The sequence below is a fragment of the Pseudomonas sp. E102 genome (assembly GCF_052660185.1).
Genome location: NZ_CP084025.1, coordinates 4,618,695 through 4,645,390, shown reverse-complemented (window position 1 = coordinate 4,645,390; position 26,696 = coordinate 4,618,695). Strand labels below are relative to the sequence as shown.

26 protein-coding genes are annotated in these 26,696 nt (G+C 60.4%); 12 read left to right on the top strand and 14 right to left on the bottom strand.

Annotated elements, in window-relative coordinates; genetic code table 11:
- Positions 1-25: 25 nt before the first annotated feature.
- The 4 genes from DOCECA_RS21020 to DOCECA_RS21005 form a co-directional block, all read right to left on the bottom strand.
- Positions 26-508, bottom strand: a complete 483-nt coding sequence (locus DOCECA_RS21020) for a glycine zipper domain-containing protein (RefSeq protein WP_420766425.1) — start codon at positions 506-508, stop codon at positions 26-28.
- Positions 509-745: 237 nt separating this feature from the next.
- Positions 746-3,094 carry an FdhF/YdeP family oxidoreductase gene (locus DOCECA_RS21015; protein ID WP_434561194.1) on the bottom strand — a complete coding sequence of 783 codons (2,349 nt, stop codon included), beginning with the start codon at positions 3,092-3,094 and terminating at the stop codon, positions 746-748.
- A complete protein-coding gene (gene fdhD, locus DOCECA_RS21010; RefSeq protein ID WP_420766423.1) occupies positions 3,091-3,930 on the bottom strand; it encodes a formate dehydrogenase accessory sulfurtransferase FdhD in 840 nt (279 codons plus the stop codon). The genes DOCECA_RS21015 and fdhD overlap by 4 nt, the downstream gene beginning before the upstream one ends.
- Positions 3,931-4,023: 93 nt before the next feature.
- Positions 4,024-4,911: a LysR family transcriptional regulator gene (locus DOCECA_RS21005; RefSeq protein WP_420766422.1), complete on the bottom strand. Its 888-nt coding sequence runs from the start codon at positions 4,909-4,911 to the stop codon at positions 4,024-4,026.
- Between the two features lie 135 nt (positions 4,912-5,046).
- Here DOCECA_RS21005 and lysM point away from each other — a divergent pair, with 135 nt between their 5' ends.
- Complete coding sequence (gene lysM / locus DOCECA_RS21000) at positions 5,047-5,487, top strand: peptidoglycan-binding protein LysM (RefSeq protein ID WP_434608346.1); 441 nt, start codon at positions 5,047-5,049, stop codon at positions 5,485-5,487.
- Between the two features lie 111 nt (positions 5,488-5,598).
- Here lysM and yrfG read toward each other — a convergent pair whose 3' ends face one another.
- Positions 5,599-6,261 carry a GMP/IMP nucleotidase gene (gene yrfG / locus DOCECA_RS20995; RefSeq protein WP_434649255.1) on the bottom strand — a complete coding sequence of 221 codons (663 nt, stop codon included), beginning with the start codon at positions 6,259-6,261 and terminating at the stop codon, positions 5,599-5,601.
- 89 nt (positions 6,262-6,350) lie between these two features.
- Between yrfG and nudE the strand changes: the two genes are divergently transcribed.
- Both nudE and cysQ read left to right on the top strand, forming a co-directional pair.
- Positions 6,351-6,917 (top strand): ADP compounds hydrolase NudE, encoded by a 567-nt coding sequence (gene nudE / locus DOCECA_RS20990; RefSeq protein ID WP_420766419.1) that lies wholly within the window; start codon positions 6,351-6,353, stop codon positions 6,915-6,917.
- The gene (gene cysQ, locus DOCECA_RS20985; protein ID WP_434701435.1) at positions 6,914-7,741 is read left to right on the top strand and encodes a 3'(2'),5'-bisphosphate nucleotidase CysQ; all 828 of its coding nucleotides are present in this window, start codon (positions 6,914-6,916) and stop codon (positions 7,739-7,741) included. Before nudE ends, cysQ begins: the two co-directional genes overlap by 4 nt.
- A gap of 68 nt (positions 7,742-7,809) precedes the next feature.
- Here the strand turns inward: cysQ and DOCECA_RS20980 are convergent, their stop codons facing one another.
- The 7 genes from DOCECA_RS20980 to rfbB are packed head-to-tail and all read right to left on the bottom strand — an operon-like array spanning position 7,810 to position 14,904.
- Positions 7,810-8,265 (bottom strand): thioesterase domain-containing protein, encoded by a 456-nt coding sequence (locus DOCECA_RS20980; RefSeq protein WP_434561184.1) that lies wholly within the window; start codon positions 8,263-8,265, stop codon positions 7,810-7,812.
- Between the two features lie 32 nt (positions 8,266-8,297).
- Positions 8,298-9,689 carry a sigma-54-dependent transcriptional regulator gene (locus DOCECA_RS20975; protein ID WP_434608340.1) on the bottom strand — a complete coding sequence of 464 codons (1,392 nt, stop codon included), beginning with the start codon at positions 9,687-9,689 and terminating at the stop codon, positions 8,298-8,300.
- Positions 9,686-11,494: a sensor histidine kinase gene (locus DOCECA_RS20970; protein WP_420766415.1), complete on the bottom strand. Its 1,809-nt coding sequence runs from the start codon at positions 11,492-11,494 to the stop codon at positions 9,686-9,688. Before DOCECA_RS20970 ends, DOCECA_RS20975 begins: the two co-directional genes overlap by 4 nt.
- Before the next feature lie 35 nt (positions 11,495-11,529).
- Positions 11,530-12,411 carry a dTDP-4-dehydrorhamnose reductase gene (gene rfbD, locus DOCECA_RS20965; protein ID WP_434561182.1) on the bottom strand — a complete coding sequence of 294 codons (882 nt, stop codon included), beginning with the start codon at positions 12,409-12,411 and terminating at the stop codon, positions 11,530-11,532.
- Positions 12,408-12,953, bottom strand: a complete 546-nt coding sequence (gene rfbC / locus DOCECA_RS20960; RefSeq protein WP_434649260.1) for a dTDP-4-dehydrorhamnose 3,5-epimerase — start codon at positions 12,951-12,953, stop codon at positions 12,408-12,410. The genes rfbD and rfbC overlap by 4 nt, the downstream gene beginning before the upstream one ends.
- Positions 12,950-13,825: a glucose-1-phosphate thymidylyltransferase RfbA gene (rfbA, locus tag DOCECA_RS20955; RefSeq protein ID WP_420766412.1), complete on the bottom strand. Its 876-nt coding sequence runs from the start codon at positions 13,823-13,825 to the stop codon at positions 12,950-12,952. Before rfbA ends, rfbC begins: the two co-directional genes overlap by 4 nt.
- Positions 13,822-14,904 carry a dTDP-glucose 4,6-dehydratase gene (gene rfbB, locus DOCECA_RS20950; protein ID WP_445571018.1) on the bottom strand — a complete coding sequence of 361 codons (1,083 nt, stop codon included), beginning with the start codon at positions 14,902-14,904 and terminating at the stop codon, positions 13,822-13,824. Before rfbB ends, rfbA begins: the two co-directional genes overlap by 4 nt.
- A 198-nt stretch (positions 14,905-15,102) precedes the next feature.
- On the opposite strand from rfbB, the gene DOCECA_RS20945 reads away from it, so the two are divergent.
- The 5 genes from DOCECA_RS20945 to DOCECA_RS20925 all read left to right on the top strand — a co-directional run bounded on the left by DOCECA_RS20945 (position 15,103) and on the right by DOCECA_RS20925 (position 22,381).
- Positions 15,103-18,015: an aminotransferase gene (locus tag DOCECA_RS20945; protein ID WP_445571017.1), complete on the top strand. Its 2,913-nt coding sequence runs from the start codon at positions 15,103-15,105 to the stop codon at positions 18,013-18,015.
- Positions 18,016-18,266: 251 nt separating this feature from the next.
- A complete protein-coding gene (gene aguB, locus DOCECA_RS20940; protein ID WP_420766409.1) occupies positions 18,267-19,145 on the top strand; it encodes an N-carbamoylputrescine amidase in 879 nt (292 codons plus the stop codon).
- Positions 19,146-19,148: 3 nt separating this feature from the next.
- A complete protein-coding gene (aguA, locus tag DOCECA_RS20935) occupies positions 19,149-20,255 on the top strand; it encodes an agmatine deiminase (protein ID WP_420766408.1) in 1,107 nt (368 codons plus the stop codon).
- A 243-nt stretch (positions 20,256-20,498) separates the two neighbouring features.
- On the top strand, positions 20,499-20,699 hold the full coding sequence (locus DOCECA_RS20930; RefSeq protein WP_420766407.1) for a hypothetical protein: 201 nt from the start codon (positions 20,499-20,501) through the stop codon (positions 20,697-20,699).
- A gap of 395 nt (positions 20,700-21,094) precedes the next feature.
- Complete coding sequence (locus DOCECA_RS20925; protein WP_434649264.1) at positions 21,095-22,381, top strand: OprD family porin; 1,287 nt, start codon at positions 21,095-21,097, stop codon at positions 22,379-22,381.
- A gap of 70 nt (positions 22,382-22,451) precedes the next feature.
- Here the strand turns inward: DOCECA_RS20925 and DOCECA_RS20920 are convergent, their stop codons facing one another.
- Positions 22,452-23,210 carry a DUF4123 domain-containing protein gene (locus DOCECA_RS20920; protein ID WP_434649265.1) on the bottom strand — a complete coding sequence of 253 codons (759 nt, stop codon included), beginning with the start codon at positions 23,208-23,210 and terminating at the stop codon, positions 22,452-22,454.
- A gap of 399 nt (positions 23,211-23,609) precedes the next feature.
- On the opposite strand from DOCECA_RS20920, the gene DOCECA_RS20915 reads away from it, so the two are divergent.
- Genes DOCECA_RS20915 through DOCECA_RS20900 form a run of 4 tightly spaced genes read left to right on the top strand, consistent with a single transcriptional unit; the run spans position 23,610 to position 25,813 of the window.
- Positions 23,610-24,356, top strand: coding sequence for a 2OG-Fe dioxygenase family protein (locus DOCECA_RS20915; RefSeq protein ID WP_420766404.1), 747 nt, complete (start codon positions 23,610-23,612; stop codon positions 24,354-24,356).
- A gap of 13 nt (positions 24,357-24,369) precedes the next feature.
- Positions 24,370-24,807: a GNAT family N-acetyltransferase gene (locus DOCECA_RS20910; protein WP_420766507.1), complete on the top strand. Its 438-nt coding sequence runs from the start codon at positions 24,370-24,372 to the stop codon at positions 24,805-24,807.
- Positions 24,804-25,517: an AzlC family ABC transporter permease gene (locus DOCECA_RS20905; RefSeq protein ID WP_420766403.1), complete on the top strand. Its 714-nt coding sequence runs from the start codon at positions 24,804-24,806 to the stop codon at positions 25,515-25,517. The genes DOCECA_RS20910 and DOCECA_RS20905 overlap by 4 nt, the downstream gene beginning before the upstream one ends.
- Positions 25,496-25,813, top strand: coding sequence for an AzlD domain-containing protein (locus DOCECA_RS20900; protein ID WP_039592671.1), 318 nt, complete (start codon positions 25,496-25,498; stop codon positions 25,811-25,813). The genes DOCECA_RS20905 and DOCECA_RS20900 overlap by 22 nt, the downstream gene beginning before the upstream one ends.
- Here DOCECA_RS20900 and DOCECA_RS20895 read toward each other — a convergent pair.
- Positions 25,730-26,653, bottom strand: coding sequence for a LysR family transcriptional regulator (locus DOCECA_RS20895; protein WP_434561168.1), 924 nt, complete (start codon positions 26,651-26,653; stop codon positions 25,730-25,732). The genes DOCECA_RS20900 and DOCECA_RS20895 overlap by 84 nt on opposite strands.
- Between the last annotated feature and the right edge of the window lie 43 nt (positions 26,654-26,696).

The window sequence follows — 26,696 nt, the reverse complement described above, 5'->3', positions numbered from 1 at the left end:
CTAACGGTACGGGTCAAACCGGCCGTCAATCGTCGTGATAGCGATGCTTGTGCTTGTGCTTGCGATGTCCGTAGGCATGACCGCGGCCCCGGTGGCCATCGCGGTAGTAGCGGCGATCGCTACGGCGACCTTCGTAACGGTCGTCATCGTCGTCCTTGCCCATGTAGTTACCCAGTGCGCCACCGGCGCCACCGCCCGCTGCGGCACCGATCAGGCTGCCCGTGGAGCCGCCCACGCTGCGGCCGACCACGTTACCGCCGGCTGCACCCAGTGCGCCGCCGATTGCCGCTTCGCCGCGGCTATGTTTGTCTGCGCCGACTGCGCTACCGCCCGCGCCGCCCAGGGCCGCGCCGATAGTGGAGCCGGTGTTGCCGCCCAGGGACTGGCCGACGACCGAACCCAAAACCCCGCCCAATGCGCCGCCTACACCTGCTTCGGCGGTACCGCCGGCAGACGCGACGCCACTGACCAGGCCAAGGGACAACAAGAGAATGGAGGAGAACTTCATAGAGGAGCCTCAAAGGGATGACGGCGCGATCCTGAGGCTGGCTTCGCTTGGTTACAATCGAAATCCGACGAGTAACACGACTTGTGCACAATTCGCTAAGTTACTGTTTTCATAGCGGAACTTAAGTAGATTTTGCCGGTCTTTAGCTACTTCAGACAGGCCGTTTTCACTGGAAAACGGCCTTTTTCATGGGCGTCTGAAAGTGCCCGGCAAGGCCAGTACAACGCCAGGATTGACTCAGGCCGATTTGGCCATGATCAGCCCGTTCTCGCTCGCCGCTTCCAGACGGATCGCCACGAACTTCGAGGTCGGGGTGTGGCTGCCGTCACCGGTACTTTCCAAGGGTACCAGCGGGTTCACTTCCGGGTAGTAGGCGGCGGCCTGTCCGGCCGGGATGTCGAAGGCCAGCAAGGTAAACCCTTTGACCCGCCGCTCGCGTCCGTCGTCCCACAGGGAAACGATGTCGGCCTTTTGCCCGGGTTTGAAGCCCAGTCGGATGATGTCCGCTTCGTTGACGAACAGTACGTCACGCTGGCCTTTCACACCGCGATAGCGATCATCGAGGCCGTAGATGGTGGTGTTGTACTGGTCGTGGGAGCGCATGGACTGCAGGATCAGGTCCGGCAATTGCCCTGTGGCTCGGGTCCGCTCGTGGAGCAGGTCGGTCGGCAACCGGTTGGGCTTGAAGTTGGCGCGGCCCGACGGTGTGTTCCAGCGACGGGCACCGGCACTGTTGCCCAGATAGAAGCCACCGGGATTCTTGAGTTTCTGGTTGAAGTCCTTGAAGCCGGGGATGGTCTCGGCGATCAGGTCGCGGATGCGGCTGTAATCGGCCACGAGCCAGTTCCAATCCACCGGACGGCTGCCCAGCGTGGCGGCAGCGATGCCGGCGATGATCCACGGCTCCGAACGCATCTGGTTCGACAACGGCTGCAATTGGCCATTGGAGGCGTGGACCATGCTGAACGAGTCTTCCACGGTCACGGCCTGGGAGCCTTCGGCTTGCAGGTCGATGTCGGTGCGACCGAGGCACGGCAGGATCAACGCATCTTTCCCGTGGGCCAGATGACTGCGGTTGAGCTTGGTGCTGATCTGTACGGTCAGGTCACAATTGCGCAGGGCCTGGAAGGTGCGGTGGCTATCGGGAGTAGCCTGGGCGAAATTGCCGCCCAAGGCGATAAATACCTTGGCCCGGCCCTCGGCCATGGCGTGGATCGCCTCGACTACGTTATGGCCGTTTTCACGCGGCACCTTGAACTGGAAACGCCGCTCCAGCGCGTCGAGGAACGCAACGGGCGGACGCTCGTTGATGCCCATGGTCCGGTCGCCCTGCACATTACTGTGCCCTCGCACCGGGCAAAGCCCCGCGCCTGGCTTGCCGATGTTGCCACGCAGCATCATCAGGTTGGCGATTTCCTGGATGGTCGCGACGGAATGGCGGTGCTGGGTAATGCCCATCGCCCAGCACATGATCACGTTGCTGGCTTTGGCGTACATGCGCGCGGCCTGCTCGATCTCGGCCAGGGTCAGGCCTGATTGTTCGGCGATTTGTTCCCATGGGGTGTCATCGACGACCGCCAGGTATTCCAGGACATCGACGCTGTGTTCGTTGAGGAACCCATGGTCGAATACTGCGGGGCCGCCGCTGTTCTGTGCTTCACGCTCCCATTGCAGCAGGAACTTCGCCATGCCGCGCAGCACGGCCATGTCTCCGCCCAGGGCTGGACGGAAATACGCGGTATTGGTGGGTTTATCACCGTTGGTTAGCATTTCCAGCGGGTGTTGCGGATGCTGGAAGCGCTCCAGGCCACGCTCTTTCAGCGGGTTGATGCACACGACTTGGGCGCCGCGCTTCACGGCTTCGCGCAGCGGTTCGAGCATCCGTGGGTGGTTGGTGCCGGGGTTCTGGCCCCAGACGAAGATCGCGTCGGCATGCTCGAAGTCGTCAAATGTCACCGTGCCTTTGCCGACACCCACACTCTGGGACAGGGCTACACCGCTGGCCTCATGGCACATGTTCGAACAATCGGGGAAATTGTTGGTGCCGTACGCGCGCACGAACAATTGATACAGATAGGCTGCCTCGTTGCTGGCCCGGCCCGAGGTGTAGAACTCGGCCTCGTTCGGGTTGGACAGTCCTTGCAGATGCTTGCCGATCAACGCAAATGCCGCATCCCAGCTGATGGGCTTGTAGCGGTCGGTTTGCGCGTCGTATTGCATCGGCTCCGTCAGGCGCCCCTGGTATTCAAGCCAGTAGTCACTCTGCTCGAGCAATGACGTGACGCTGTGCTTGGCAAAAAAAGCGGCGTCGACACGACGTTTGGTCGCTTCCCAGTTCACCGCCTTGGCGCCGTTCTCACAGAACTTCACCATGCCGCTTTCTGGCGAATCACCCCAGGCGCAGCCAGGGCAATCGAAGCCGCCGTTCTGATTGGTCTTGAGCATCATGCGGATGTTTTTCAGCGCGTTATCGCTGGTCAGCCAGGCCTGGGCAACGCTGATCAGCGCGCCCCAACCACCGGCTGGGCCCTTGTAGGGTTTGTAGCGCGGTGCGGGTTTCTGGTTGGCTTGTTGATAATTGCTCACGCTTGTTTCTCCATCGCAGGGCTATAGACCCGCGGCGCACTTTTTTGCGGCAGGTGGATGAGGTTGAGGTTGTGTTGGCGGGCCCATTGCACGGCAAGGCCCGTGGGCGACGACAGGCTGACCAACGTCTGGATGCCGGCGCGCAGTACTTTCTGGATCAATTCGAGACTGCAACGGCTGGTGACGATTGCCACGCCACCAGCCACCGGGATTTGCTGACGGATCAACGCGCCGATCAATTTATCGAGAGCGTTGTGCCGGCCAATGTCTTCGCGGCCCATCAGCAACTCGCCGTTGGCGTTCATGAACAATGCCGCATGGACGGCGCCACAGTGTTGGCCCAGGGGCTGGAACTGGCTGATGCGTTGACGCAGGCCATCGAGCCATTGCGCTGGTGGCAAGGGTGCCCCGGGCAGCGACTTGAGGTCGGGCAGCGCCTGTTCCACGGCTTCCACGCCACAGAGTCCGCAGCCACTGGTGCCGGCCATTTGGCGACGTTGCTCCTTGAGATTCCAGAAGGCGCGATTGGCGATGGTGACCTGGGCATATTGGGCCGAACCGGCGCCGCTCAGTTGCAAGTCGTAAATGTCCGCTGGATCCTCGATGATGCCGCTGCCCAGGCTGAACCCGACGATAAAATCCTCGAGATCGGTTGGCGTGACCAGCATCACCGCTTGGCTGATGCCGTTATAGGCAATGGCCAACGCCACTTCCTCGGCCAGCGCGGCGCTGGCCGATTCGAAGTGCTCCAGGTTGCAGTAGCGATAGCTCTGGCTGGCGGCTGGCGTGGAAGGTTCCACGTCAGGCACTGGACAGGCCTGAGGCTTGTCGTTCATGGGCATCACTGAAAGTAGGAATAGTGCTAAGACTAAATGCGGCAATCTGCCACGTCTAATCGCTATTACTGATCTTTCAATAGATGACGTCGATCAAGGAAAGGTTATTGATTTCTGGTAAAGGGCGAAACAAGCCTCCGCCAACGCCGAGCGCGGAGCCCCGCGCCGCATGATCAGCCCAAGCGGAACAAGGGTTTGGGCGTTTTCGATGGGCTGGATGCGCAAGTCCTCGGTCATGACGTTCAGTCCGCTGTCCAATGGGACCACCGCGCAGCACAATCCGCCATGCACCGCTTGCAGCAATTGATGCACGGCGTCGGTTTGCAGCAACGGTTGAGGTGCAAGGCCTCGGCTATGAAACGCGTGATCGATGGATTGGCGAAAATGCATGCCGCTGGTGAGCATGCCCAGGGGCAGTTCAACCAGTGATTCCCATCTCAGCGGTTCTTCGCCAAAAAAGAAAAACCGCTGGTCGTACAGCAGGCCCATGCGGGTGTGGCTGAAGGGCAAGGATTCGAAGCGCTCGTTATCCAGGCGTTCCATGTAGGAAATGCCCAGGTCGATGCGGTTGTTCGCCAATTGTTCGAGGATGCGCTCCGAACTCAAAGACGATAATTCGAAGCGCAGGCTCGGGTGCTCGGTGTGCAGGCGTTGCATCATCGACAGCGGGTCGAAATCCGACAGCGGCACCACGCCCAGGCGCAGCGTACCCACCAGGTTGCCACGGCAGGCCGCCGCTTCGGCCTGAAGCCCGTCATAGGCCGCCAGCACTGTGCGTGCCCAAGCCAGCACCCGTTCGCCTGGCGCGGTAAAACCCTCGAAACGCTGGCCGCGGTTGACCAACGGAAGGCCCAGCTCTTCTTCCAGGCTGCGCAAACGCATCGACAGGGTGGGTTGGGTGATGTGACAACGGGCGGCAGCCTGGCCGAAGTGGCGGGTTTCGTCGAGCGCGATGAGAAATTTCAGCTGCTTGATGTCCATCTTCACTCCTTGGCGCGGGAAGATTGGGATTCTAGCGCTTTGGGCGTGTTGGGGTCATTGGTCGGTTGGAAGGCGGGCTCGGTGGGCTTGGTCTAGGCTTTGTGTCTGGACATTCAATTCCAAGGAGCAAGCGCCATGAGTCTTTTTAGTTTTGTGAAGGAGGCGGGTGAGAAACTTATCGATCTCCTGACCCCCGGTAATGCCAATGCCGGTGAGCAATTGAAGGAGCACATCAGTAAAGTCGGGCTGGGCAACCCCAATATCCAAGCGACCGTTGAAGGTGACAAAGTCATCGTGACCGGTGAAGTCTCGAGCCAGGAGGAAAAAGAAAAGGTCCTGCTGGCTGTGGGCAATATCCAAGGTGTCGGCAGTGTTGACGATCAGATCACCGTGACTGGGCCGGTAGCGCAGGCCGCACGTTTCGTAACCGTGAAGAAGGGTGACACGCTCAGCGCCATATCCAAGGCCGAGTACGGTGACGCCAACAAGTACAACAAGATCTTTGAAGCCAACAAGCCGATGCTTTCGCACCCAGACAAAATCTATCCGGGGCAGGTGCTGCGTATTCCGGAATAGACTGCCGCATTTGCGGCGCCTTCATCGCGAGCAGGCTCGCCCCCACAGAGGCTTTGGTTCGCGGCGAAACCATTGTGGGAGCGAGCTTGCTCGCGATGAAGGCAGCGCGGTTCAAAGCCCGGCAATCAAATCCCGATAATCCCCGACCGCTTCGAATTCCCCGGTATCCTTCGGCCCCTTGCGGCTGTCCGGTTCGCTGACCGCCAGCAGATGCGCGATGCCAAAATCACGGGCGCTGCGCAAGACTGGCAAGGTATCGTCAATGAACAGGCTGCGAGCGGGGTCGAAGTCCAGGTCGGCTTGCAAGGCATCCCAGAACTGCGGGTTCTCCTTGGGGAAACCGTAATCGTGAGAGCTGATCAAACGCTCGAAATACGGGGCGAGCTCGATACGCTCCAGCTTCAGCGACAGCGAGTCTCGATGGGCGTTAGTGATCATCACGACGCGTTTGCCGGCCCTTTGGATCGCTGCCAGGAACGTATCGGCATCGGGGCGCAGGGCGATCAGGTGGGCGGTTTCCAGTTTCAATTCGCGCACCGGCAGCTTCAGCTCCGCGCTCCAGAAGTCCAGGCAGTACCACTGCAACTGGCCGGCGTTGCGCTCGAACAGCGGTTGCAGCTCCATCTCGGCCATCGCGCGGCTGACGCCATGCAGTTCGGCGTAGCGCTGAGGCAGGTGTTCCAGCCAGAAATGGTTGTCGTAATGCAGGTCCAGCAGGGTGCCGTCCATGTCCAGCAGGACCGTGTCGATCGCGTGCCAAGGCAACGAGGCCATAAAAACTTCTCCAGCGGTAATCGGATATCCGACACAAACAATCAGAATAGGCCGGGTATAGTAGCCCGCTATCGCCCAGGGAGCCGTTTATGCGCCAGAAACCCACCATACTCGACCGACGGATTGTCGCCACCAGCCGCCTGTTTTGCGTGGAAGAAATGAAGCTGCGTTTTTCCAATGGTGTGGAGCGCACTTACGAGCGTTTGGCGGCCAAGAGCCCTGGCTACGGCGCGGTGATGATTGTCGCGATGCTCGATGCCGACCATGCCGTGCTGGTGGAAGAGTATTGTGGAGGTACCGACGCTTATGAGTGGTCATTGCCCAAGGGTTTGGTCGAGCCGGGCGAAGACGTGCTGGCGGCGGCCGAGCGCGAGCTCAAGGAAGAGGCCGGTTTTGGCGCGCGTCAGCTGGAACACCTGACGGAGCTGTCGTTGTCGCCTGGCTACATGAGCCAGAAGATCCAAGTGGTGCTGGCGACCGACCTGTATGAAGAGCGGCTGGAGGGCGACGAACCCGAGCCGATGCGAGTGGATAAGGTCAACCTGGGCGAGCTCTCGGCCCTTGCACAGAATCCCCAATTCACCGAGGGACGGGCGCTGGCGGCGTTGTATCTGGCCCGCGACCTGCTGACCCAGCGTGGAGCCTACCTGCCATGATTTTTCCTCACCCGCTGATGGTCCCGGTGATCGAACTGGCGCTTCGGGCCGGCGCGGCAATCCTGCCGTTCTGGCGCGCCGATGTAGAAGTTGCGCACAAGGCGGATGAATCGCCTGTAACCGCCGCGGACATGGCCGCCCACGATGTCATCGTCGCTGGATTGACCGCGCTGGCGCCGGATATTCCGATCCTCTCCGAGGAGGACGCCGATATCGCGCAAAGCGTCCGCGCTACCTGGAAACGCTGGTGGCTGGTGGACCCGCTGGATGGCACCAAGGAATTCATCTCGGGCAGTGAAGAGTTCACCGTCAACATCGCCTTGGTCGAAGAAGGACGGGTGGTGTTCGGCGTGGTCTCGATGCCCACCAATGGCCGTTTCTACGTCGGTGGCGTGGGGCTGGGGGCCTGGCGTGGCGAGAAAGGCGTCGAGCCTTCGCCGATCACGGTGCGTAACGCGCTAGCGCCTGGTGATGCCTTTACCGTGGTCGCCAGCCGGCGCCACACCAGTGCGGAGCAGGAGCGCCTGTTGGCCGGCTTGAGTGAGAGCCTCGGCGCCTTGCAACTGACCAACATCGGCAGTTCGCTGAAATTCTGCCTGTTGGCTGAAGGCGCCGCCGATTGTTACCCCCGTTTGGCGCCAACGTCTCAGTGGGACACCGCCGCCGCCCAGGGCGTACTCGAAGGAGCGGGCGGCGAGGTGCTGGACCTGAGCGGCGAACCGTTCCGCTATCCACCGCGCGAGTCGCTGTTGAATGCTTCGTTCCTGGCGCTGCCGGCGAAAGCGGCGTGGCGTGGGAAGCTGTTGGAGCTTGCCCGCTCTTGAACCAAGGCTGATTTCTGGCCGGATGCTTTTGTGAGAGCAAGCTCCCTCGCCACGTGAATCAACGACGATCAGCGGTGCAAAACGTATTGCCCTTCGAATTGCACCGCCACATTCTCGCTGTCGACGTTCAACACCCGCGTTTGTAATGCCAGCCGTGCCCGCCCGTAGCGCTTATAAGTCGCCACGAAACGTTTCCAGGTCTTTTCATCGGGCGCGTCGCAAATGACGGTTGCGTCTCGGGTCACGGGCAGCGGATAGCTGATCTGCCCTTCCTGGATCACGATGTGTCCGTCTTCGACTCCCTCCTCGCGCAAGGCCAGGTGCAACCAGCCCCAGCCACCCAGCACCGCGCCGCAATACAGGCTCCCCCCGAACATGGTGCTCTTGTGGTTGACGTTGGCCTCGAGCGGCAGGAACAGACGCAGCTGGCGGGCCTGCCATTGGAGCACCTTCAGGCCCATGTCCCGGGTCAATGGGATGTCCCGGTGCAGGATCGTTTCCAGATAATGGCTGTCGCGGTTCATGCGGGCCCTCTTCTAACGGTGGGTGGCAGGACTCAATCGGAATCGTCGGCCTGGCCTGGGCTATTGTCGCCGAAGGCCAGTCCATGCTTGCGCAGCTTGTCGTGCAGGGTTTTGCGTGGAATGCCCAACGCTTCGGCAAGGCTGCGCACTGAACTGTGAGGCCGTGCCAGCTCGGCGGCTATGAGGGTTTTTTCGAAGTTCTCAACCTGCTCGCTCAAACCGCCGCTGACGGTTTGCACCGGGGCGCCTGGCTGGCCTTCCGGCGTGCTGCTATCCAGGGCCAGCTCCAGGCCCAGGGCGAAACGCTCGGCGGCGTTCTGCAACTCGCGTACGTTGCCCGGCCAGTCATGGCGCAACAACAGCGCCCGGTGGGCCGGTAGCAGTTCGTGGGGCGGCAGGCCATGACGGGCGCTGGCCTCATCGGCAAAATGCTGGAACAGCATCAGCACGTCCTCACCGCGCTCGCGCAACGGCGGTATGCGCAGCGGCGCGACATTCAGCCGGTAATACAAGTCGGCGCGAAAGCGGCCTTGATCGGCGGCCTGGCGCAGGTCTTCCTTGGTGGCGGCGACGATACGGATGTCCAGGGGGATCTGCTGATTGCCACCCAGTCGTTCCACCACCCGCTCTTGCAGCAGGCGAAGCAATTTGACCTGCACGTCCAGGCTCATGCTTTCGATTTCATCGAGAAACAACGTGCCGCCATTGGCGAATTCGAATTTGCCGATACGGCGCTTCTGCGCGCCGGTGAAGGCGCCGGGTTCGTGGCCGAACAGTTCGCTTTCAACCACCGACTCGGCCAAAGCGCCGGCGTTGATCGCCACGAACGGCCCGTTGCGTCGACTCGAGAGATCGTGCAGCGCGCGGGCGACCACTTCCTTGCCGGCGCCGGTTTCACCCAGGATCAACACGTCGGCGCGCGTCGCTGCCAAGGCACCGATCTGCTCGCGCAGGCGCAACATGGGCGACGATTGTCCTACCAGCCGGGCGCTGAGTTCATGGCGATCGCTGAGGGCCAGGCGCAGGCTGCGGTTATCCAGGACCAGGCGCCGCAAAGCCAGGGCCCGACGCACACTGTCGAGCAGATGATCGCTGGCAAAGGGTTTTTCGAGAAAGTCGTAGGCCCCGGCGCGCATTGCCTGCACGGCCAGCGGTACATCGCCATGGCCGGTAATCAGCAGCACTGGCAGGTCCGGGTCCTGGGCGTGCAGTTGGCCCAGCAGTTCCAGGCCGTCCATGCCGGGCATGCGGATATCGCTGACCACCACGCCTGGCCAATCCCTCGGCAGTTGCCCGGCCAGGCCGTTGGCCTCGCCCAGTGGCAGGATTTTCAGCCCAGCCAGGTCGAGGGTCTGGCTCAGGGCCTGACGCAGGTGGGGATCGTCGTCGATCAGCACCACCTCAATCTGGTTTTCGATGGTCATACACTACGGTCCTCGGACGGTTGCAGGCTCACCCCGGGCGCACCCGCCCGCAGCTTCAGGGTAATCAGGGCGCCGCCTTCCTTGTGGTTGGCGAACAACAATTCGCCGCCGAAGGCGCGCATCAGGGTGTCGCAGATTGCCAGCCCCAGGCCAAGGCCCTGGGTGCGAGTCTTGGTGGTGTAGAACGGCTCACCGGCGCGGCCGAGGGCTTCCATGCAGAAACCCGGGCCGTTATCGCGGATGTACAGGTTGACGCCGGTTTCGGTCGCCTGGGCACTGAGCCAGAGTCTACGCGGCGGACCTTTTTCAGTCAGGGCATCCAGGGCATTGGCCAGCAGGTTGCCCAGCACCTGGCGCAGGCGTGTTTCACCGGCCTCGACCCACAAGGTGGCGGCGGGCAGGTCACGGATCAACTCCACTTCCATGCTGCGCCGACGTTTGGCGAGCAAGGCAAGGGCATCGTCCAGCGCCGGTTGCAGCGCGACGCTTTCCGGGGCGTGGCGGTCGCGGCGCGCGAAGGCGCGCAGGTGAGCGATGATCGACGCCATGCGCCCGGTCAGTTCGTTGATCAGCTTGAGGTTGCCACGGGCGTCGTCGGTGCGTTGGTGATCGAGCAGTATTTCTGCGTTTTCGGCATAACTTCTGATCGCCGCCAACGGTTGGTTGAGTTCATGGCTGATGCTGGCCGACATGGTGCCGAGCGCCGACAACTTGCCGGCCTGCACCAAATCATCCTGGGCACGGACCAGTTCCTGCTGGGCGTGCTCGCGTTCCAGCACCTCTTGCTTGAGACGACGGTTGAGGCCCTCCAGGTCGCTGGTGCGTTCCGCGACGCGGCCCTCCAATTCATGACGGGCCTTGGCCTCGAAGGCGATTCTTTCCAGGTAGTGGCGCCTGCGCTGCATCATCAACCCGAGCAACAGCATCAAGACCAGCAATGCCGCGCCGCCGATGACGACCACCGTGCGCACCGGGCGGTCAATCAGGGTGCGCGGGGCCAGGATGCTCACATTCCAGCCGGTTTCTTCGATGGCCTGGGTCTGGGTCAGCCAGGCATTGGGGTCCAGGTTGAGCGGCTTGGGGTCACGGGTAGGGTAGGGTTGTATCGCGCTGATCGCCTTGCTTTCCGGATCGCTCAGGGGCCGCGTCGAGCGGAAACGCCATTCCTGGCGCGAGGTGAGAATGACCACGCCGTTGTGGTCGGTCACCAAGAGCTGTTCGGGCGTTTTGCCCCATAGGCTTTCGGTGTGGTCCAGGTCCACCTTGACCACCAACACGCCGATGACTTTTTCGCGATCATGCACGGCGGCAGCGAAGAAATAACCGCGTTTGCCCGATGTGGTGCCCAGGCCGAAAAAACGTCCCAGGCGCCCGGCCATGGCCTCGATGTAATAAGGGCGAAAGGCGAAATTGCGACCGACGAAGCTGTCGTGCTTATCCCAATTAGACGCCGCCAGGGTCTTGCCCGTGGCGTCCATCAGGTACATGACCTCGGCGCCGGTCTGGGCGCTGATGTTTTTCAATAACCGGTTGGCATTGCCCTGGGTGACGCCATCGTCCGGCGTCGACAAGGCCGCGCGCAGGGCCGGCAGCTCGCCGAGTATCTGGGGCAGTACTTCGTAGCGGTGCAACGTCCCCAGCAGGTTGGCGACGTAGAGGTCGAGTGTCTGTCTGTTCTGCCCGGCCAGTTCGCTGCGGTAGTAACGCTCGGCCAGATGCTCAAGCGGCCACAGCAACGGTGCCAGGCACAGCGCGAGCAACGCCAGGCTGCGCCAACGAGGTCTGCGGGGGAGGGTGGAGGTCATGGAAGTCTGCGCCTGGGGTTACAGGCGCATTATGCCTAGGCTTGCCCGGCAAGGCACTGCTGTAACGCGCTTCGCCAGTCTGGTTGGCTCACGCCCCACTCCCTGGCCAGCCGGGCGCAGTCCAGGCGCGAGTTCAACGGACGCGGCGCCGGGGTCGGGTATTCGCTCGATGCGATGGCTTCAAGCACGGCGCAGGATTTGTGCTGCTCGACCAGGTGTTCACCGATGGCTTGGGCGAATCCGAACCAGGATGTCTGGCCCTGGGCTGTCAGGTGATAGGTGCCCCAGGCGCCGCGTTGCCCAGCTTGCCAGCGCTCGATCAGCTTCGCGGTGCTCTCGGCGATCGTCCCCGCCCAGGTCGGTGCGCCGATCTGGTCCGAGACGACGCGCAGATGGGGCTTTTCCTGCAGCAGGCGCTGCATGGTCAACAGGAAATTGCGTCCTGCGTTGGAATACACCCAACTGGTGCGCAGGATCAGATGCTCTCCGCCCGCCTGGCGGATGGCCTCTTCGCCCGCCAGCTTGCTGCGACCGTAGACACTCAGCGGGTTGGGCGCGTCGTCCTCGGTGTAGGGGGTGTGCTTGCGACCGTCGAAGACATAATCGGTGGAGTAGTGGATCAGCGGCACGCCCAGTTCGAGCGCCGCCTGGGCGAGCACGCCCGGTGCGATGGCATTGATGGCGAAGGCCTGCTGCGCCTCGCTCTCGGCCTGGTCGACCGCCGTATGGGCGGCGGCGTTGATGATCAGGTCGGGCCGCGCCGCCTCGATAGGCGCGCGCAGGTGATCGGGTCGGGCCATGTCGAGCTGGCTGCTGCCCAGCACCGTCAGTTCGCCGATGCCGGCCAGGCGCTTTTGAAGGGCTTGGGAGACCTGGCCGTTCCGGCCGATGATCAAGATGCGCGAGGAAGTACTCATGGGAACAGATCGGCCTCATGCAGGGCCTTGCCGGCCTGGTCCTTGGGCGACAGGATCGGTGCGCCTGGCAACTCCCAGTCAATCGCCAGGTCGGGGTCGTCCCAGCGAATGCAGCGCTCGGCTGACGGGGCATAGTAATCGGTGGTCTTGTAGAGAAAGTCCGCCGAGTCGCTCAGTACGACAAAACCGTGGGCAAATCCAGGGGGAATCCACAGCTGCCGATGGTTCTGTCCCGACAGGCGTACGCTGGCCCACTGGCCGAATGTCGGCGAGCTGCGGCGAATGTCCACCGCAACGTCGAGTACCTCGCCGGCGGTGACGCGCACGAGTTTTCCCTGGGTTTGTTCGATCTGATAATGCAGGCCGCGCAGCACGCCCTTGGCCGAGCGCGAATGGTTGTCCTGGACGAACTGCACCGTGCGCCCCGTGGCTTCGGTGAATGCCTGGGCATTGAAACTTTCATAGAAGAAGCCGCGATCATCGCCGAAGACCTTCGGCTCGAGGATCAAGACTTCCGGCAGTCGCGAGGCGATGACATTCAACGTGTTTCTCCGGCAATCTTGAACAGGTATTGGCCGTAGCCGGTCTTGCCGAAGTAACTGGCACGCTCCAATACGTGCTCGCGGCTGACCCAGCCCTGTTGATAGGCGATTTCTTCCAGGCATGCGACCTTCAGGCCTTGGCGATGCTCAATGGTCTGAACGTATTGCGAGGCTTCCAGCAGGCTGTCATGGGTGCCGGTGTCCAGCCAGGCAAAGCCGCGGCCAAAGCGCTCGACATGCAAGTCCCCTCGTTGCAGATAGGCATTGTTGACGTCGGTAATCTCCAGTTCGCCTCGTTTGGACGGCTTGATGGCTTTGGCGATCTGTATGACGTCGTTGTCGTAGAAATACAGGCCGGTCACCGCATAGCTGGACTTGGGGGCGGCGGGTTTTTCTTCGATGGAGACGGCGCGTCCTTCGGGATCGAAGTCGATCACGCCGAAACGCTCGGGATCCTTGACCCAATAACCGAACACCGTCGCACCGCGTGGGCGGTTGACGGCGGTCTGCAATTGCTCGCCGAAATGTTGGCCATGAAAAATGTTGTCACCCAGGATCAGGCAGACCGGATCATTGCCAATGAACTGCTCGCCAATCAGGAAAGCCTGGGCCAGACCGTCGGGGGTCGGCTGCTCGGCGTAGCTGAAATGGACGCCGAACTGGGCGCCATCGCCCAGCAGATTTCGATATTGGGGCAGGTCCTGCGGGGTGGAGATGATCAGGATTTCCTTGATGCCGGCGAGCATCAGTACCGAGATCGGGTAATAGATCATCGGCTTGTCGTAGACCGGCAACAACTGCTTGGAAACCCCGAGGGTGATCGGATGCAGCCGCGTGCCGGAACCGCCGGCCAGAACAATGCCTTTCATCATGCAATCGTATCCTTGTTTTCGAGCGAGCCGAGGCGCTCGCCTTGATAGCTGCCATCCTGCACGCGCCGGCACCACAGCAGGTTCTCCAGATACCACTGCACGGTCTTGCGCAGCCCGGTCTCGAAGGTTTCCCGAGGGGTCCAGCCCAGCTCCCGTTCGATCTTGCCGGCGTCGATAGCGTAGCGCAGGTCATGCCCGGGACGATCCTTGACGAAGGTAATCAGGTCCGCATAGCGCTCGACGCCCTCGGGTTTGTGGGGCGCGAGTTCTTCGAGCAGCGCACAGATGGTGCGCACGACATCGATGTTCTTCTGCTCATTATGGCCACCAATGTTGTAAGTCTCGCCGACTACACCTTCCGTCACGACTTTGAGCAGCGCCCGGGCGTGGTCTTCGACGTAGAGCCAGTCGCGCACTTGCTGGCCGTCGCCATAGACAGGCAACGGCTTGCCCGCCAGCGCATTGAGGATGACCAGCGGGATCAGCTTCTCGGGGAAGTGGAACGGCCCGTAGTTGTTCGAGCAGTTGGTCAGCAGCACGGGCAAGCCATAGGTGCGCTGCCAGGCCCGGACCAGGTGATCGGACGCTGCCTTGCTGGCTGAGTAAGGCGAGCTGGGGGCGTAGGCGGTGGTTTCGGTGAACAGGTCATCGACGCCGTGCAGGTCGCCATACACTTCGTCGGTGGAAATATGGTGGAAACGAAACGCCCGTTTCTGCGGTTCGGCCAGGGCCTGCCAATAGGCACGGGTTGCTTCGAGCAAGCTATAGGTGCCGACGATGTTGGTCTGGATGAAGTCCGCCGGACCGTCGATGGAGCGGTCCACATGGGATTCGGCGGCCAGGTGCATGATTGCGTCAGGTTTGAACCGCGCCAGCACCGCGCTGATCGTTGGTTGATCGACGATGTCCGCCTGCACGAATTCGTAGCGGCTGTCGTGATCAATGCTGCTCAGCGACTCCAGGTTGCCAGCGTAGGTCAGCTTGTCGAGGTTCAGGACCTGGTGCTCGGTATCAAGAATCAAATGCCGTATGAGAGCCGAGCCGATGAAGCCGGCACCGCCGGTGATGAGAATGCGCATCCGGTTAAGCCTTTTTTCGATAAGACGATACAGCGATGGAGCATAGCTTGTCGGCATGACGAGGAGCGTGCAAGCGAATCTCCCTTGGGAACGGGCCAAGGGAAGCAGGCTCACTACTTAATAAGAAGTGGGGGTTGCTAATCCTCCGACTCAATGGCGAGATAAGCATCCAAAACAAAACCACTCAGGGGTCGTTGTATGCCGCTCGCTACGTTGGTTCACCGTGCCAGTTTGCCAAGCCCACAGATCAGCGCCGAACAGGCGTTGGTGCTGCTGCGCTCGAATTACGGACTCAGCGGTGACCTGCGACCCCTCGGCAGCCATCAGGATCTCAATTACCGCGTCGACAGCGACCGCGGGCGGTTCGTATTGAAGATTTGCCACGGCAACTATGCGGTCCAGGAGCTCCAGGCCCAGCATGCCGCGCTCAAGGCGCTGGCCGGGCATGGCGCGGTAAAGGTGCCTGCGGTCATGGCGGCCAGCAATGGCGAGGACCTGTTGACGCTTGAGGTCGACGGGCAAACCGTTCACGTGCGGTTGCTGGAGTACATCGAGGGCCAGTCCCTGACCCAGCTCAAGCATCTTTCCCGCGACCTGGTGACAGGGCTGGGGCGCGTGTGTGCCGAGATGGACGTGGCCCTCGCTGCGTTCGATCATCCCGGCCTGGATCGCACATTGCAGTGGGACGCGCGTCATGCGCCGGCCTTGATCGATCATTTGCTGCCCGTCATCAAGGATGAACAACGACGCCGATTGATCGCCGAGGCGGCGCAACAGGCCGAACGGCGTTTGCAACCACTCAAGGAAAGCCTGCCGGTGCAAGCGATCCACATGGACATCACCGATGACAACGTGGTCTGGCAGCGGGACGCCCAGCGCCAATGGCAACTGCAAGGCGTCATCGATTTCGGTGACCTGATCCGCACCTGGCGTATCACCGATCTGTCGGTAACCTGCGCGGCCCTGCTGCATCACGCCGATGGGGACCCGTTTTTCATCCTGCCGGCGATCCGCGCCTACCACCGCGTCAATCCGTTGCAACGCGAAGAACTCATGGCGCTTTGGCCGTTGATTGTCGCCCGCGCCGCGGTGCTGGTGCTCAGCGGTGAGCAACAAGTGGCTATCGATCCGGGCAATGAATACTCCCGTGACAATCTTCAACATGAATGGGAGATCTTCGATGTTGCCCATTCAGTGCCGCTCGAGTTGATGGAGGCGGCGATTCTCACCGCCGCCGGCCACAGCCTGCCGCCTTTCGCCAACGAGGGTTTCGCGCCGTTGTTGCCGAGTTTGGTCGGGCGAGATTTCGCCCTGATCGACCTCGGCGTCCTGAGCCCGCATTTCGAGGCCGGCAATTGGGAGCAGGCGGGAATCGACCAGCGCCTGCTGAGCGAAGCGGCTGCGGTGCATGGATTGGCGGCCAGCCGCTACGGGCAATATCGGCTTTCACGCACCCGTCCGGACAGTGCCGTCGAGCCCGATACCTTTCCATTGCACGTGGAATTGCATGTGCCCCACGGTACGCCGTTGGCGTCGCCCTTCGCCGGGGTTGTGCACAAGGATGCCAATGGCTTGCTGCGGCTCGACGGCCCGCAACTGAGCTTGCATGTGTGGGGCGTGTCTTCGTCGCTGCGTTCCGGGGCCTCGTTGACCAAAGGCCAGGCACTTGGCGAAGTGGCTGGCCCTTTGCGGGTCCAACTGTGCCGAGGTGAACATCTGGCGCCGCCGCTGTTCTGTGCGCCGTCGAGGGCGCCGGCTTGGCAGGCGCTTTGCCCCTCGCCCGCGGCGTTGCTGGGTCTGGCTTGCGATGCTGAGCCGGAAGTCGACCCCGAGGCGCTCCTGGCCCGTCGCGATGCGAGTTTCGCCCGGTCGCAAAAACATTACTACGTCGACCCGCCACGCATCGAGCGCGGCTGGCGCAATCACCTGATCGACATGCAGGGCCGCTCCTATCTGGACATGCTCAACAACGTCGCGGTGTTGGGGCACGGCCATCCGCGCATGGCGGCGGTTGCGGCCCGGCAGTGGTCGCTGCTCAATACCAACTCGCGCTTTCACTATGCGGCGATCGCCGAGTTTTCCGAGCGCCTGCTGGCGCTGGCACCGTCGAACATGGACCGGGTGTTTCTGGTCAACAGCGGCACCGAGGCCAATGACCTGGCGATCCGCCTGGCCTGGGCCTACAGCGGCGGGCGCGACATGCTCAGCGTGCTGGAGGCCTATCACGGATGGTCGGTGGCGGCGGACGCGGTCTCGACCTCCATCGCCGACAACCCCCAGGCCCTCAGCAGCCGTCCAGACTGGGTGCACCCGGTGACAGCGCCGAACACTTATCGCGGTGAATTCCGCGGGGTCGACAGTGCGCCAGACTACGTGCGCAGCGTCGAGCACAACCTGGCGAAAATCGCCGAGCAGAAACGCCAGCTCGCCGGTTTCATTTGCGAGCCTGTGTATGGAAACGCCGGCGGCATCGCATTGCCGCCAGGCTACCTGAAGCAGGTGTATGCCATGGTGCGCGAGCGTGGCGGTGTCTGCATCGCCGACGAGGTGCAGGTTGGCTACGGGCGCATGGGCGAGTTTTTCTGGGGCTTCGAAGAGCAAGGTGTGGTGCCGGATATCATCACCATGGCCAAGGGCATGGGCAACGGCCAGCCACTGGGGGCAGTGATCACCCGCCGGGAGATCGCTGAGGCGCTGGAAGCCGAGGGGTATTTCTTCTCTTCCGCAGGCGGCAGTCCGGTCAGTTGCCAGATCGGCATGGCCGTGCTGGATGTCATGGAAGAAGAAAAACTGTGGGAAAACGCCAGGGTGGTCGGAGGACATTTCAAGGCCCGCCTGGAGGCGTTGATCGACCGGTATCCCCTGGTCGGAGCGGTGCATGGTTCGGGGTTTTACCTGGGAGTGGAATTGATCCGCAACCGCGACACCCTCGAACCGGCCACTGAAGAAACCACGGCACTGTGCGATCGTTTGCGCGAGCTGGGTATCTTCATGCAGCCGACCGGTGATTACCTCAACATTCTCAAGATCAAGCCGCCGATGGTCACCACGCGTCAAAGCGTGGATTTCTTCGTCGATATGCTGGCGAAGGTGTTGGAGGAGGGGTTGTAGCCAATCTGAAACGCCACGCTGTTCCCCTGTGGGAGCGAGCTTGCTCGCGATGACGGTTCCAGGCCGATAATTGTTTGACTGGTCTACCGCTATCGCGAGCAAGCTCGCTCCCACAAGTTTTTCCGACGGTTATTTATCGATTTTTGTCGGCTCTGGAAGCATAGTTTCAGGGAAAATTGGCCTGATTCTATTTTAAAGTCGATTTTTATCGGCTATAAAGGCGGCTCTGTCCATCGCCCAGGAGATGATTCATGAGTCGTATCGTTACCGTAGCCGCTACTCAAATGGCCTGTTCCTGGGATCTTGAAGCCAATATCGAGACCGCCGAAAAGCTCGTTCGCCAGGCCGCTGCCCAAGGCGCGCAGGTTATCCTCCTCCAGGAACTGTTCGAGACGCCCTACTTCTGCCAGAAGCCGAACCCGGATTACCTGCAGTTGGCAACGCCGGTCGATGAGAACATCGCCATCAAGCACTTCCAGAAACTTGCCGAGGAGCTGCAGGTCGTGTTGCCTATCAGTTTTTTTGAACTGGCCGGCCGGGCGCGCTTCAACAGTATTGCCATCATTGATGCCGATGGACGGAACCTGGGCGTCTACCGCAAGAGCCATATCCCGGACGGTCCTGGATATCATGAAAAGTATTATTTCAATCCTGGCGACACCGGTTTCAAAGTATGGAATACCCGCTACGCAAAGATTGGCGTAGGCATTTGCTGGGATCAGTGGTTCCCGGAATGCGCCCGCAGCATGGCGCTGCAAGGCGCGGAGATCCTGCTGTATCCGACCGCTATCGGCAGCGAGCCGCACGACAAGACCATCTCGTCGCGCGATCACTGGCAACGCGTGCAACAGGGTCATGCGGGCGCCAACCTGATGCCGCTGGTGGCCAGCAATCGCATCGGCAACGAAGAGCAGGATGGCTACGACATCACGTTCTACGGCTCGTCGTTCATTGCCGACCAGTTTGGCGAAAAGGTCCAGGAATTGGACGAAACCGAAGAAGGCGTGCTGGTGCATAGCTTCGACCTTGACGAGCTGGAACACATTCGCAGTGCCTGGGGCACTTTCCGTGATCGACGGCCGAACCTGTACGGCGCGATCAAAACCCTCGACGGCTCACTGGAGTCCTGATTGATGACAACTTTGCACAGCACTCCGCGCGCGGACGGTTTCCACATGCCCGCCGAATGGGCGACTCAGACTCAGGTCTGGATGATCTGGCCCGAGCGCCCGGACAACTGGCGCCTGGGCGGCAAGCCGGCGCAGGCTGCCCATGTCGCGGTCGCCAAGGCCATCGCCCGTTTCGAGCCGGTGACCGTTGCGGTGTCCGCTGCCCAGTATGAAAACGCCCGGGCGCGCCTCGATGTGCCGAATATTCGTTTGGTGGAAATGTCGAGCGATGACGCCTGGGTCCGGGATACCGGCCCGACGTTCGTCGTCAATGACAACGGCGAAGTTCGCGGCGTCGATTGGGATTTCAACGCCTGGGGCGGGTTCGACGGTGGGCTGTACTCGCCGTGGAATCGCGATTCACAAGTGGCCGGCAAGATTCTCGAAATCGAGCGCAGCCCGCGCTATCGCACCGAAGGTTTTGTACTCGAAGGCGGTTCGATCCACGTCGATGGCGAAGGCACGTTGATCACCACCGAAGAATGCCTGCTCAACCGCAATCGCAACCCGCACATGAGCCGCGAGGACATCGAGGCGGTGCTCAGCGCCCAGTTGGCGGTAGACAAGATCATCTGGCTGCCGGACGGCCTGTTCAATGATGAAACCGATGGCCACGTGGATAACTTTTGCTGCTACGTGCGCCCTGGTGAAGTGCTGCTCGCCTGGACCGACGATCCGCAGGACCCCAATCATGCCCGCTGCCATGGGGCGATGGAGGTGCTGCGAAACAGCACCGACGCCAAGGGGCGCCCGTTCACAGTGCATAAAATGCCGATCCCTGGGCCGTTGTACGCCACCGAGGAAGAATGCTCGGGCGTTGACGCGGTGGAAGGATCCCAGGAGCGCAATCCGACTGTGCGCCTGGCCGGTTCCTACGTGAACTTCCTGATCGTCAACGGCGGCATCATTGCCCCGAGTTTCGATGACCCGCTGGACGGTCCGGCCAAGGACCTGCTGCAAAGCCTGTTTCCGGAGCATGAAGTGGTCATGGTACCGGGTCGGGAACTGTTACTGGGAGGCGGAAACATCCATTGCCTTACCCAACAGCAGCCGGCGCCGCGCATAAAATGAGTGGCGATGTAACAGCCGGGTGACACTCATCGCAGCGGCTCTATGCCGGTGTTTTTGGATCCATCCCGGCAAGCCCGCGTCCTGATTGGGGCGCGGGCTTTTTTGTGTCTGGCGGGCTACCAGCGCGACGACATTGGCATAGCTCTTGTATCGTTATTTCGGCAGTTCTGGGGCAGTGGAGCTGCGTTGTTTTGTCATAAACCTCGGATAGATTGGCCGCTCATCAACCAGGAGGGCGCTGGAATGAACATGATTAGCGAGCGCACATGCCATCCTTTGGCTGTAAATGGTGAGTCGCTTCAAGCCGTGGCGCAGTGGTTGAAATCCAACGGAACGCGTCAGATCAGGGAACCTGATCCGCGCCGGATGATCATGGAACGCTACCCCGCTGGCCTGTTCAGCGAGGCTGAGCTGGAAGCGTTGTGGGATGTGATGCAAGGATAGAATTCAACGGATTGATAAAAAGCGCTGACCGCGAGGGCAGCGCTTTTTTTATGAGCGACTGTTTACCCGCTCATGTAAACGGCTTGCTCACCATGGTGGCGTCTCTACCAACCCGACATTCCCTTGGACCGCATGCTTACTTGAATCCGTTTCCGGAAATTTTTTGCCTGATTTCAGAAGATTCACGAAATTGACACAGGCTTCCGGGCGCGACTAGGATTCGCCCACGCCTGTGGCTAACAGCCATGACTCTTAAATAATAAAAAGGCCCGACACGATGATTCGTGGGCGGGCCTTTTTATTATTTCCAGGAGCAAGAGTCCGAATAAAGAGCGCTAAAGCGCCATTCCGGTTGCCGGTTGCAGTGCGAATCAACCCGTACAAGGAAAATAATCATGTTGAACAAGCGCTTTACTTTGATAGCACTGGGGATATTGAGCAGCACACAAGCCATGGCCAACGACCAGGCTGAATCCAAGGGGTTCGTTGAAGACAGCAGCCTGAAAGTGCTGTTGCGCAACGCCTACATCAGTCGCGACTACAAGGACGGCAACCGGGACAAGGCCGAATGGGGCCAAGCGGCCATCGGTACGTTCTCGTCCGGCTTCACCCAAGGCACCGTGGGCGTAGGCGTGGACGCCTTCGGCCTGTACGCACTGCGCCTGGACGGCGGCAAGGGGCGCACCGGTGCGCAAGGCATCGACTTCTTCAAGAAGGGTGACAGTGGCAACGCCGCCGACGACCTGTCCAAGTTCGGTGCCGCGGTGAAGTTCCGGGTTTCCAACACGGTGCTGGCCTACGGTGACCAGATGCCGGCCCTGCCGGTGTTGAACTATGACAACTCGCGCCTGCTGCCGGAAAGCTACACCGGCACGCTGATCACCTCCAAGGAAATCAAAGGCCTTGAACTGAACGCAGGCCGCTTCACTGCCGAGTCGCGCAAGAGCGCCGAAGGTCGTGACAGTGGTGGTCTGAAGTCGATCAACGTGTTGGGCGGCAGCTATCAGTTCACCGAGCAGTTTAAGGCTTCGCTGTACGCCTCGGATGTCGAAGACGTCTTGAAGAAGCAATACGTGAATGCCAACTACGTGTTCCCATTGGCCAAGGACCAGTCCTTGACGCTGGACTTCAACGGTTATCGCACCAAGCTGGACAACAGCTACGTTCGCGAAAACAACGTCACCGGGGACGACAATAAGATCTGGAGCCTGGCGGCGATCTTCGCCACCGGCCCGCACAGCTTCACGCTCGCCCATCAGCGCAGCACCGGCGACAGCAACCTCGGCTACGCCTACGGTGGCTACCAGCGTGACCAGAACCGTGTCGGTGATGGCGGCAATACCATCTACCTGGCCAACTCGTACTGGTCGGACTTCAACGCCGAAGACGAGCGCAGCTGGCAATTGGGCTATGGCCTGGATTTCACCACCTTCGGTGTACCGGGCCTGACTTATAACGTGGCCTATGTGCGTGGCGATAACATCACCACCTCCACCAGCGAAGGCGGTACCGAGCGCGAGATCTTCAACCAGTTCAAGTACGTGGTCCAGGGCGGACCGGCCAAAGACTTGAGCGTGCGGTTGCGCAGCTCGTTCCTGCGCGTGTCGCAGAAGTCCAGTGAGTACAACGTCAGCGGTAATGAACTGCGGGTGTTCGTGGATTATCCGATCAATGTCTTTTGATCGTTGACTGAATCGCCCGCGTTTGATGAAAAACCCGATCTTTGGATCGGGTTTTTCTAAGTGCCTACCTTTATTCCATGACCGTTTTCTGTTCAAGGCGCAGGACATCAAGCAGGGTTTGCTGTGGATTGGCTTCAGCGCCGATGAGCTTTGAAAAATAGCCCACCTTGCGCTTGAGAACACTCCTGGGCCATGCGCAATGGATATCAGGATGTTCTTCTTCGAGCCACTGCATCAGATTGTCGATCGGCGCAGACTGGTCCTGCTCGGCTAAAGCATCGAGTAACCCTTGCGGTACTTCCCACCATGGCCAATCCTGGACCATCGGCACCTTCCTCGGGCTTGCTTCCAGCGGTTTGCCATTGATCAAATACCGTTCGAACACCGGTAGCAAGGCTTGGGCGTCGTCTCCCAGGCCTTCAAGGATCGGATAGATGAAACGTCCATCCCAAAACCGGAAAAACACCTCGCGACCTTTCGGCATTTTCACTTGCGTCAGGCTGCGCAGATGCCCCAGCACCTCCTCCGGTTCACAACGGGAGACAGCAAGCCAGCCCCAATCAAGGGCGTCGGTTTCGGTAATCCATGGCAGGAACGTTGAGTCGGGGGCGAGTTTTGTGACGTAGGGCATTACCGCATGCCAGGTGGAATAGGGCGTTTCGCTCCAGATGGGCAGGAGCGGATGGCTAGGGCCGCTCAGGCGATAGGTCCCCAGGGCGTCCGTATCGCTCGCCGCGCTAATGATCAGGTAAAGGTGTTCGTTTTCCCGCAGGGGCTGTTGGGCCAGCCAGGCGATGGGGTCGAGGGTCTTGAACGCCAGGGTCGTCATCCGGCTCTCCTTGCCAAGGGTATGGGGCCGGGCTTCACCCGGGGATGAGGCGCAGCAATCAAGGATCAAGCCAGGTTCGGCGAGTGCCGCGTGGTTCGGTGTTTACGACGGATTTTCAATGGCTTGGAGGAGCGGAAGTCGAGAATGACGAGCAAAAGATGCCTAATTGATTGCGCACTGTTGTGCCATGACTTGCGCACCCTCGTGGCGTCGAAAGCTGTGGGTGGTCTTTCCCCGGAATGAGGGTTCTGCGATGCAATTTTCCCAACGTAAAGTCGTACTAATGAAACTTTTTGCACCGTTTCAAACATCGCTTGAAATGCTTCAAATACTTTTTCATGGACGCAAATCCTGCACCTAATAGATTAGTCCGCTCAATGTAGTGGAGACCTATGAAAAATGATCGTTTTGAACAGGGAAGTGGGCGAAGCGCTAAGACGTGACAAATACGTCAACGTCCGCGGTGGAGACTTCAATCTCTACGGTCATTTCGGCGATTTTGTCCGGCTGACCAAAAGCTGGGAAAATATGGAGCCCGACAGCTATTACGGCCAGGCCGAGTCAGGCATGCGTTTTCGCCGCTACAGCGATTTCGAATACAACCCCACGACTCGTGAACTCAAGCAGCTCGAACACCGAGCCTATGTCCAGTCCAAGGCCAACAACAGCTACGTGGGCGGATTGGAGCGGCACTTCCAGGATTTCTCCAATGAAGTGATCAATTCTCCGGTGATGCGCAGCCTGATCGACACAGACTTCGACGTGTACAAAAACGTCCTGCCCCAGGAATTGCATGACGAAATCTGGCAATGCCAGATCCATCAGATCCGCATCGAGATCAAGCCGGGCAAGCAATTGGAAATCACCCCGGAAGGCATCCATTGCGACGGCTATCCGTTCAGCGGCGTCCATTTCTGGGGCCGAAATAACGTGTCCGGTGCAGAAAGCCGTCTCTACAGCCCTCAGGAAGAACAACTGGCGGCAACCACTTACGAGGATATCCTCGATACGACATTCTTCCTCGATCGGGACATGCGCCATTATGTGACCCCGGCGCGCAATATCCACAGCCATGAAATGGCGTTCAGGCAGATTCTGGCGATCTCCTTCTCGCGGCCCGGGACCGCTTTTGACATTGTTCGCTGAGCAGCTCGAACCGATGGACGATTCGGTGCAGCAAGTCCTGTTGCGCCGAGCCATGGTCAGGGACGCGGAGCGACTGGAGCAGTTTTTCCGGGGTTTTGCCGAGGTGTCATTCTGCGAGTGGCAGGATGCGCGGTTCCTGCGCGGTGTGTTGTTGCAGGAAACCACCACCGCCTACATGGCGTTCGATGCGATGGGTGAAGTCGTCGGCGCGGTCATCGGCGGCATGCTGGGCACTCGAGGCACTATCAATCACCTGGCGGTCAGCCCGAGGCATCGTACCCAAGGCCTGGGCCAGCGTCTGGTGGAAGCGGCATCGGCGGATATGAAACGCGTGGGTGTACTGCGCATGTTTCTGTTCGTCGACGATGCCAACCTGGCTGGCAAGCGCTTCTGGGCCGCCCAGGGGTTCTGCGAGCCCCAGGGTGAAATCACTTTCGAGAGGGATTTATGAACAAGACTTCCAGCCAGCCGCTGGTGGTCGAACCACAAGCCTCGCGAACCTTCGCTGAAGCCAGTCCGGTAGTTGCGGGTTATTTCACGGTTTCGTTTGTGTTCGGCCTGATGGCGGTGAATGCTGGGCTGCCATTGTGGCTGCCAGTTGCGATGTGCCTGTTCGTCTACGCAGGCGCCTCGCAGTTCGCTGCGCTGGCGCTGATTTCCAGCGGTGCGTCGTTGACCACGATCGTGCTCACCACGTTCCTGATCAATGCGCGCCACATGCTCATGTCCGTCTATATGGCCAAGGCATTACGGGCATTGGGGCTCAGTCGGTTCGAGCGCTGGTGCTACGCGGCGGGGCTTACGGACGAGTCGTTCGCCTTCCACAGCGTCAAGCTGGGTAGTGGGGCCCCGGTCAGCCTGCGCTACCTGATTGGCTTCAACCTTTTTTGCCATGCGTCCTGGGTATTGGGCGGCTTGTTGGGGGCCATCTGCGCGCAATATGCAGCGCACCTGATCAAATATCAGCTCGATTACGCCCTGACAGCCATGATGCTCTACGTCCTGGTTTCGCTGTGCAATACGCGCAACAAACTGATTGCGGCTCTGGCGGCGGTCGTCTGCATGGGCGTGCTCAGCCTGGTGGGCAATTCACCGTTCAACGTATTCATCGCCACGTTTGTTGGCTGCGGGGTGGGCGTATGCCTGACCAAACGTTCCTGATCCTTGTCGTTGTGTTGATGATGGCCGTGACCTTCCTGCCGCGGGCCTTGCCATTGCAGGTCAATACGGAAAACTGGCCACCCTTCGTCGCCCGCGCGCTGGAATACCTGCCGGTAGCGATTGTCGCCGCCATCAGCCTGACTCCGTTGTTGATCAAGGATCAACAGATACAGATCGACCGCCCTGAGTTCTATGCTGCGATTCCGACACTGCTATGTGCGTATTTCAGCCGCAACCTGTTTCTCAGTGTGGCGGTGGGCACGGCGTCGTATATCGCGCTCGGTTCGTTCCTGTAGCGTCAGGTCTACCACATCGTGCAGCGCCTGGTCGCAAAGCTCGGGATTGTTAACCGCCAGGCGCACTTCCAGGAAGTCTTCGAAATCCGGGAAGATGGCCAAGCCGTTGCGCATCGCCGCGTCCCTGGAGACAAGCCCCAGGCCGTCGAGCTGGGTGATCAGCGACAAGGTCAGCGTTTCGCTGCAGGAATACACCATCCTCTGGCTGGGTCCGTATTCGCCGAGACCCGCGTCGAGAAAACGCAAGAAGCTGTGGGAATACGGGCATTCCTGCGCAGGGCGCACCTGGAATTTGTCGACGAGCAAGCCAAGGGAGTCATCCTGGTTACCGCAATGGGCCCCGACCACCTGCACTTGCACATCCGGCATCGGGATACTGGTGAAACCGCTTTGTTGCCCGATCAGGATCGCCAGGTCGAAATGCTCGTTCTTCAGCTTGCTCAGGTTCTCCATCGACTCGGCATAACTGAACTCCAGCTGGTATTCAGGAAAAACCGCGATCAGGCGATCGATCATGCGTCGATTGAAATCGGGCGTAAGCGTCGTGTTGAGCGCCACTTTAAGGCTCCGTTGCCTGGGGGCCTTGAGCGCCGCGACCTTTTCTTCGAGTTGCCGAGTGGCCGCCAAAACCTGATCCATGAAAGGCGTCAACTCAGAGCCTTGGGTCGTCAATGTCAGGCCTTTGTTCGAGCGACGAAACAACCGGAACCCGAACTGTTCCTCAACCTTGTTCAATTGCGCCGCCAATGCCTGCACCGTAAGGCACGACTGTTCCGCGGCGGCCGACAACGAGCCGGTCTGCATGATGCGCATGAGATTGCGTAAGGTTCTGCTATCCATGAGGTAATGCCCTCTGCTTAAGTGGGCTCGCTATTGTTGGGCA

Bases quoted from the DNA above. Each gene is read 5' to 3' on its own strand.
- DOCECA_RS20925 (WP_434649264.1), top strand. From the start codon at position 21,095: ATGTTGAACAAGCGCTTTACTTTGATAGCACTGGGGATATTGAGCAGC.
- DOCECA_RS20910 (WP_420766507.1), top strand. From the start codon at position 24,370: ATGGACGATTCGGTGCAGCAAGTCCTGTTGCGCCGAGCCATGGTCAGG.
- fdhD (WP_420766423.1), bottom strand. From the start codon at position 3,930: ATGAACGACAAGCCTCAGGCCTGTCCAGTGCCTGACGTGGAACCTTCC.
- rfbA (WP_420766412.1), bottom strand. From the start codon at position 13,825: ATGATGAAAGGCATTGTTCTGGCCGGCGGTTCCGGCACGCGGCTGCAT.
- DOCECA_RS21005 (WP_420766422.1), bottom strand. From the start codon at position 4,911: ATGGACATCAAGCAGCTGAAATTTCTCATCGCGCTCGACGAAACCCGC.
- DOCECA_RS20945 (WP_445571017.1), top strand. From the start codon at position 15,103: ATGCCGCTCGCTACGTTGGTTCACCGTGCCAGTTTGCCAAGCCCACAG.
- yrfG (WP_434649255.1), bottom strand. From the start codon at position 6,261: ATGGCCTCGTTGCCTTGGCACGCGATCGACACGGTCCTGCTGGACATG.
- lysM (WP_434608346.1), top strand. From the start codon at position 5,047: ATGAGTCTTTTTAGTTTTGTGAAGGAGGCGGGTGAGAAACTTATCGAT.
- aguB (WP_420766409.1), top strand. From the start codon at position 18,267: ATGAGTCGTATCGTTACCGTAGCCGCTACTCAAATGGCCTGTTCCTGG.
- rfbD (WP_434561182.1), bottom strand. From the start codon at position 12,411: ATGAGTACTTCCTCGCGCATCTTGATCATCGGCCGGAACGGCCAGGTC.
- DOCECA_RS20970 (WP_420766415.1), bottom strand. From the start codon at position 11,494: ATGACCTCCACCCTCCCCCGCAGACCTCGTTGGCGCAGCCTGGCGTTG.
- cysQ (WP_434701435.1), top strand. From the start codon at position 6,914: ATGATTTTTCCTCACCCGCTGATGGTCCCGGTGATCGAACTGGCGCTT.
- DOCECA_RS20920 (WP_434649265.1), bottom strand. From the start codon at position 23,210: ATGACGACCCTGGCGTTCAAGACCCTCGACCCCATCGCCTGGCTGGCC.
- DOCECA_RS20930 (WP_420766407.1), top strand. From the start codon at position 20,499: ATGAACATGATTAGCGAGCGCACATGCCATCCTTTGGCTGTAAATGGT.
- DOCECA_RS20905 (WP_420766403.1), top strand. From the start codon at position 24,804: ATGAACAAGACTTCCAGCCAGCCGCTGGTGGTCGAACCACAAGCCTCG.
- aguA (WP_420766408.1), top strand. From the start codon at position 19,149: ATGACAACTTTGCACAGCACTCCGCGCGCGGACGGTTTCCACATGCCC.
- DOCECA_RS20900 (WP_039592671.1), top strand. From the start codon at position 25,496: ATGCCTGACCAAACGTTCCTGATCCTTGTCGTTGTGTTGATGATGGCC.
- DOCECA_RS20980 (WP_434561184.1), bottom strand. From the start codon at position 8,265: ATGAACCGCGACAGCCATTATCTGGAAACGATCCTGCACCGGGACATC.
- nudE (WP_420766419.1), top strand. From the start codon at position 6,351: ATGCGCCAGAAACCCACCATACTCGACCGACGGATTGTCGCCACCAGC.
- rfbB (WP_445571018.1), bottom strand. From the start codon at position 14,904: ATGCGCATTCTCATCACCGGCGGTGCCGGCTTCATCGGCTCGGCTCTC.
- DOCECA_RS20915 (WP_420766404.1), top strand. From the start codon at position 23,610: ATGATCGTTTTGAACAGGGAAGTGGGCGAAGCGCTAAGACGTGACAAA.
- DOCECA_RS20975 (WP_434608340.1), bottom strand. From the start codon at position 9,689: ATGACCATCGAAAACCAGATTGAGGTGGTGCTGATCGACGACGATCCC.
- DOCECA_RS20895 (WP_434561168.1), bottom strand. From the start codon at position 26,653: ATGGATAGCAGAACCTTACGCAATCTCATGCGCATCATGCAGACCGGC.
- DOCECA_RS21020 (WP_420766425.1), bottom strand. From the start codon at position 508: ATGAAGTTCTCCTCCATTCTCTTGTTGTCCCTTGGCCTGGTCAGTGGC.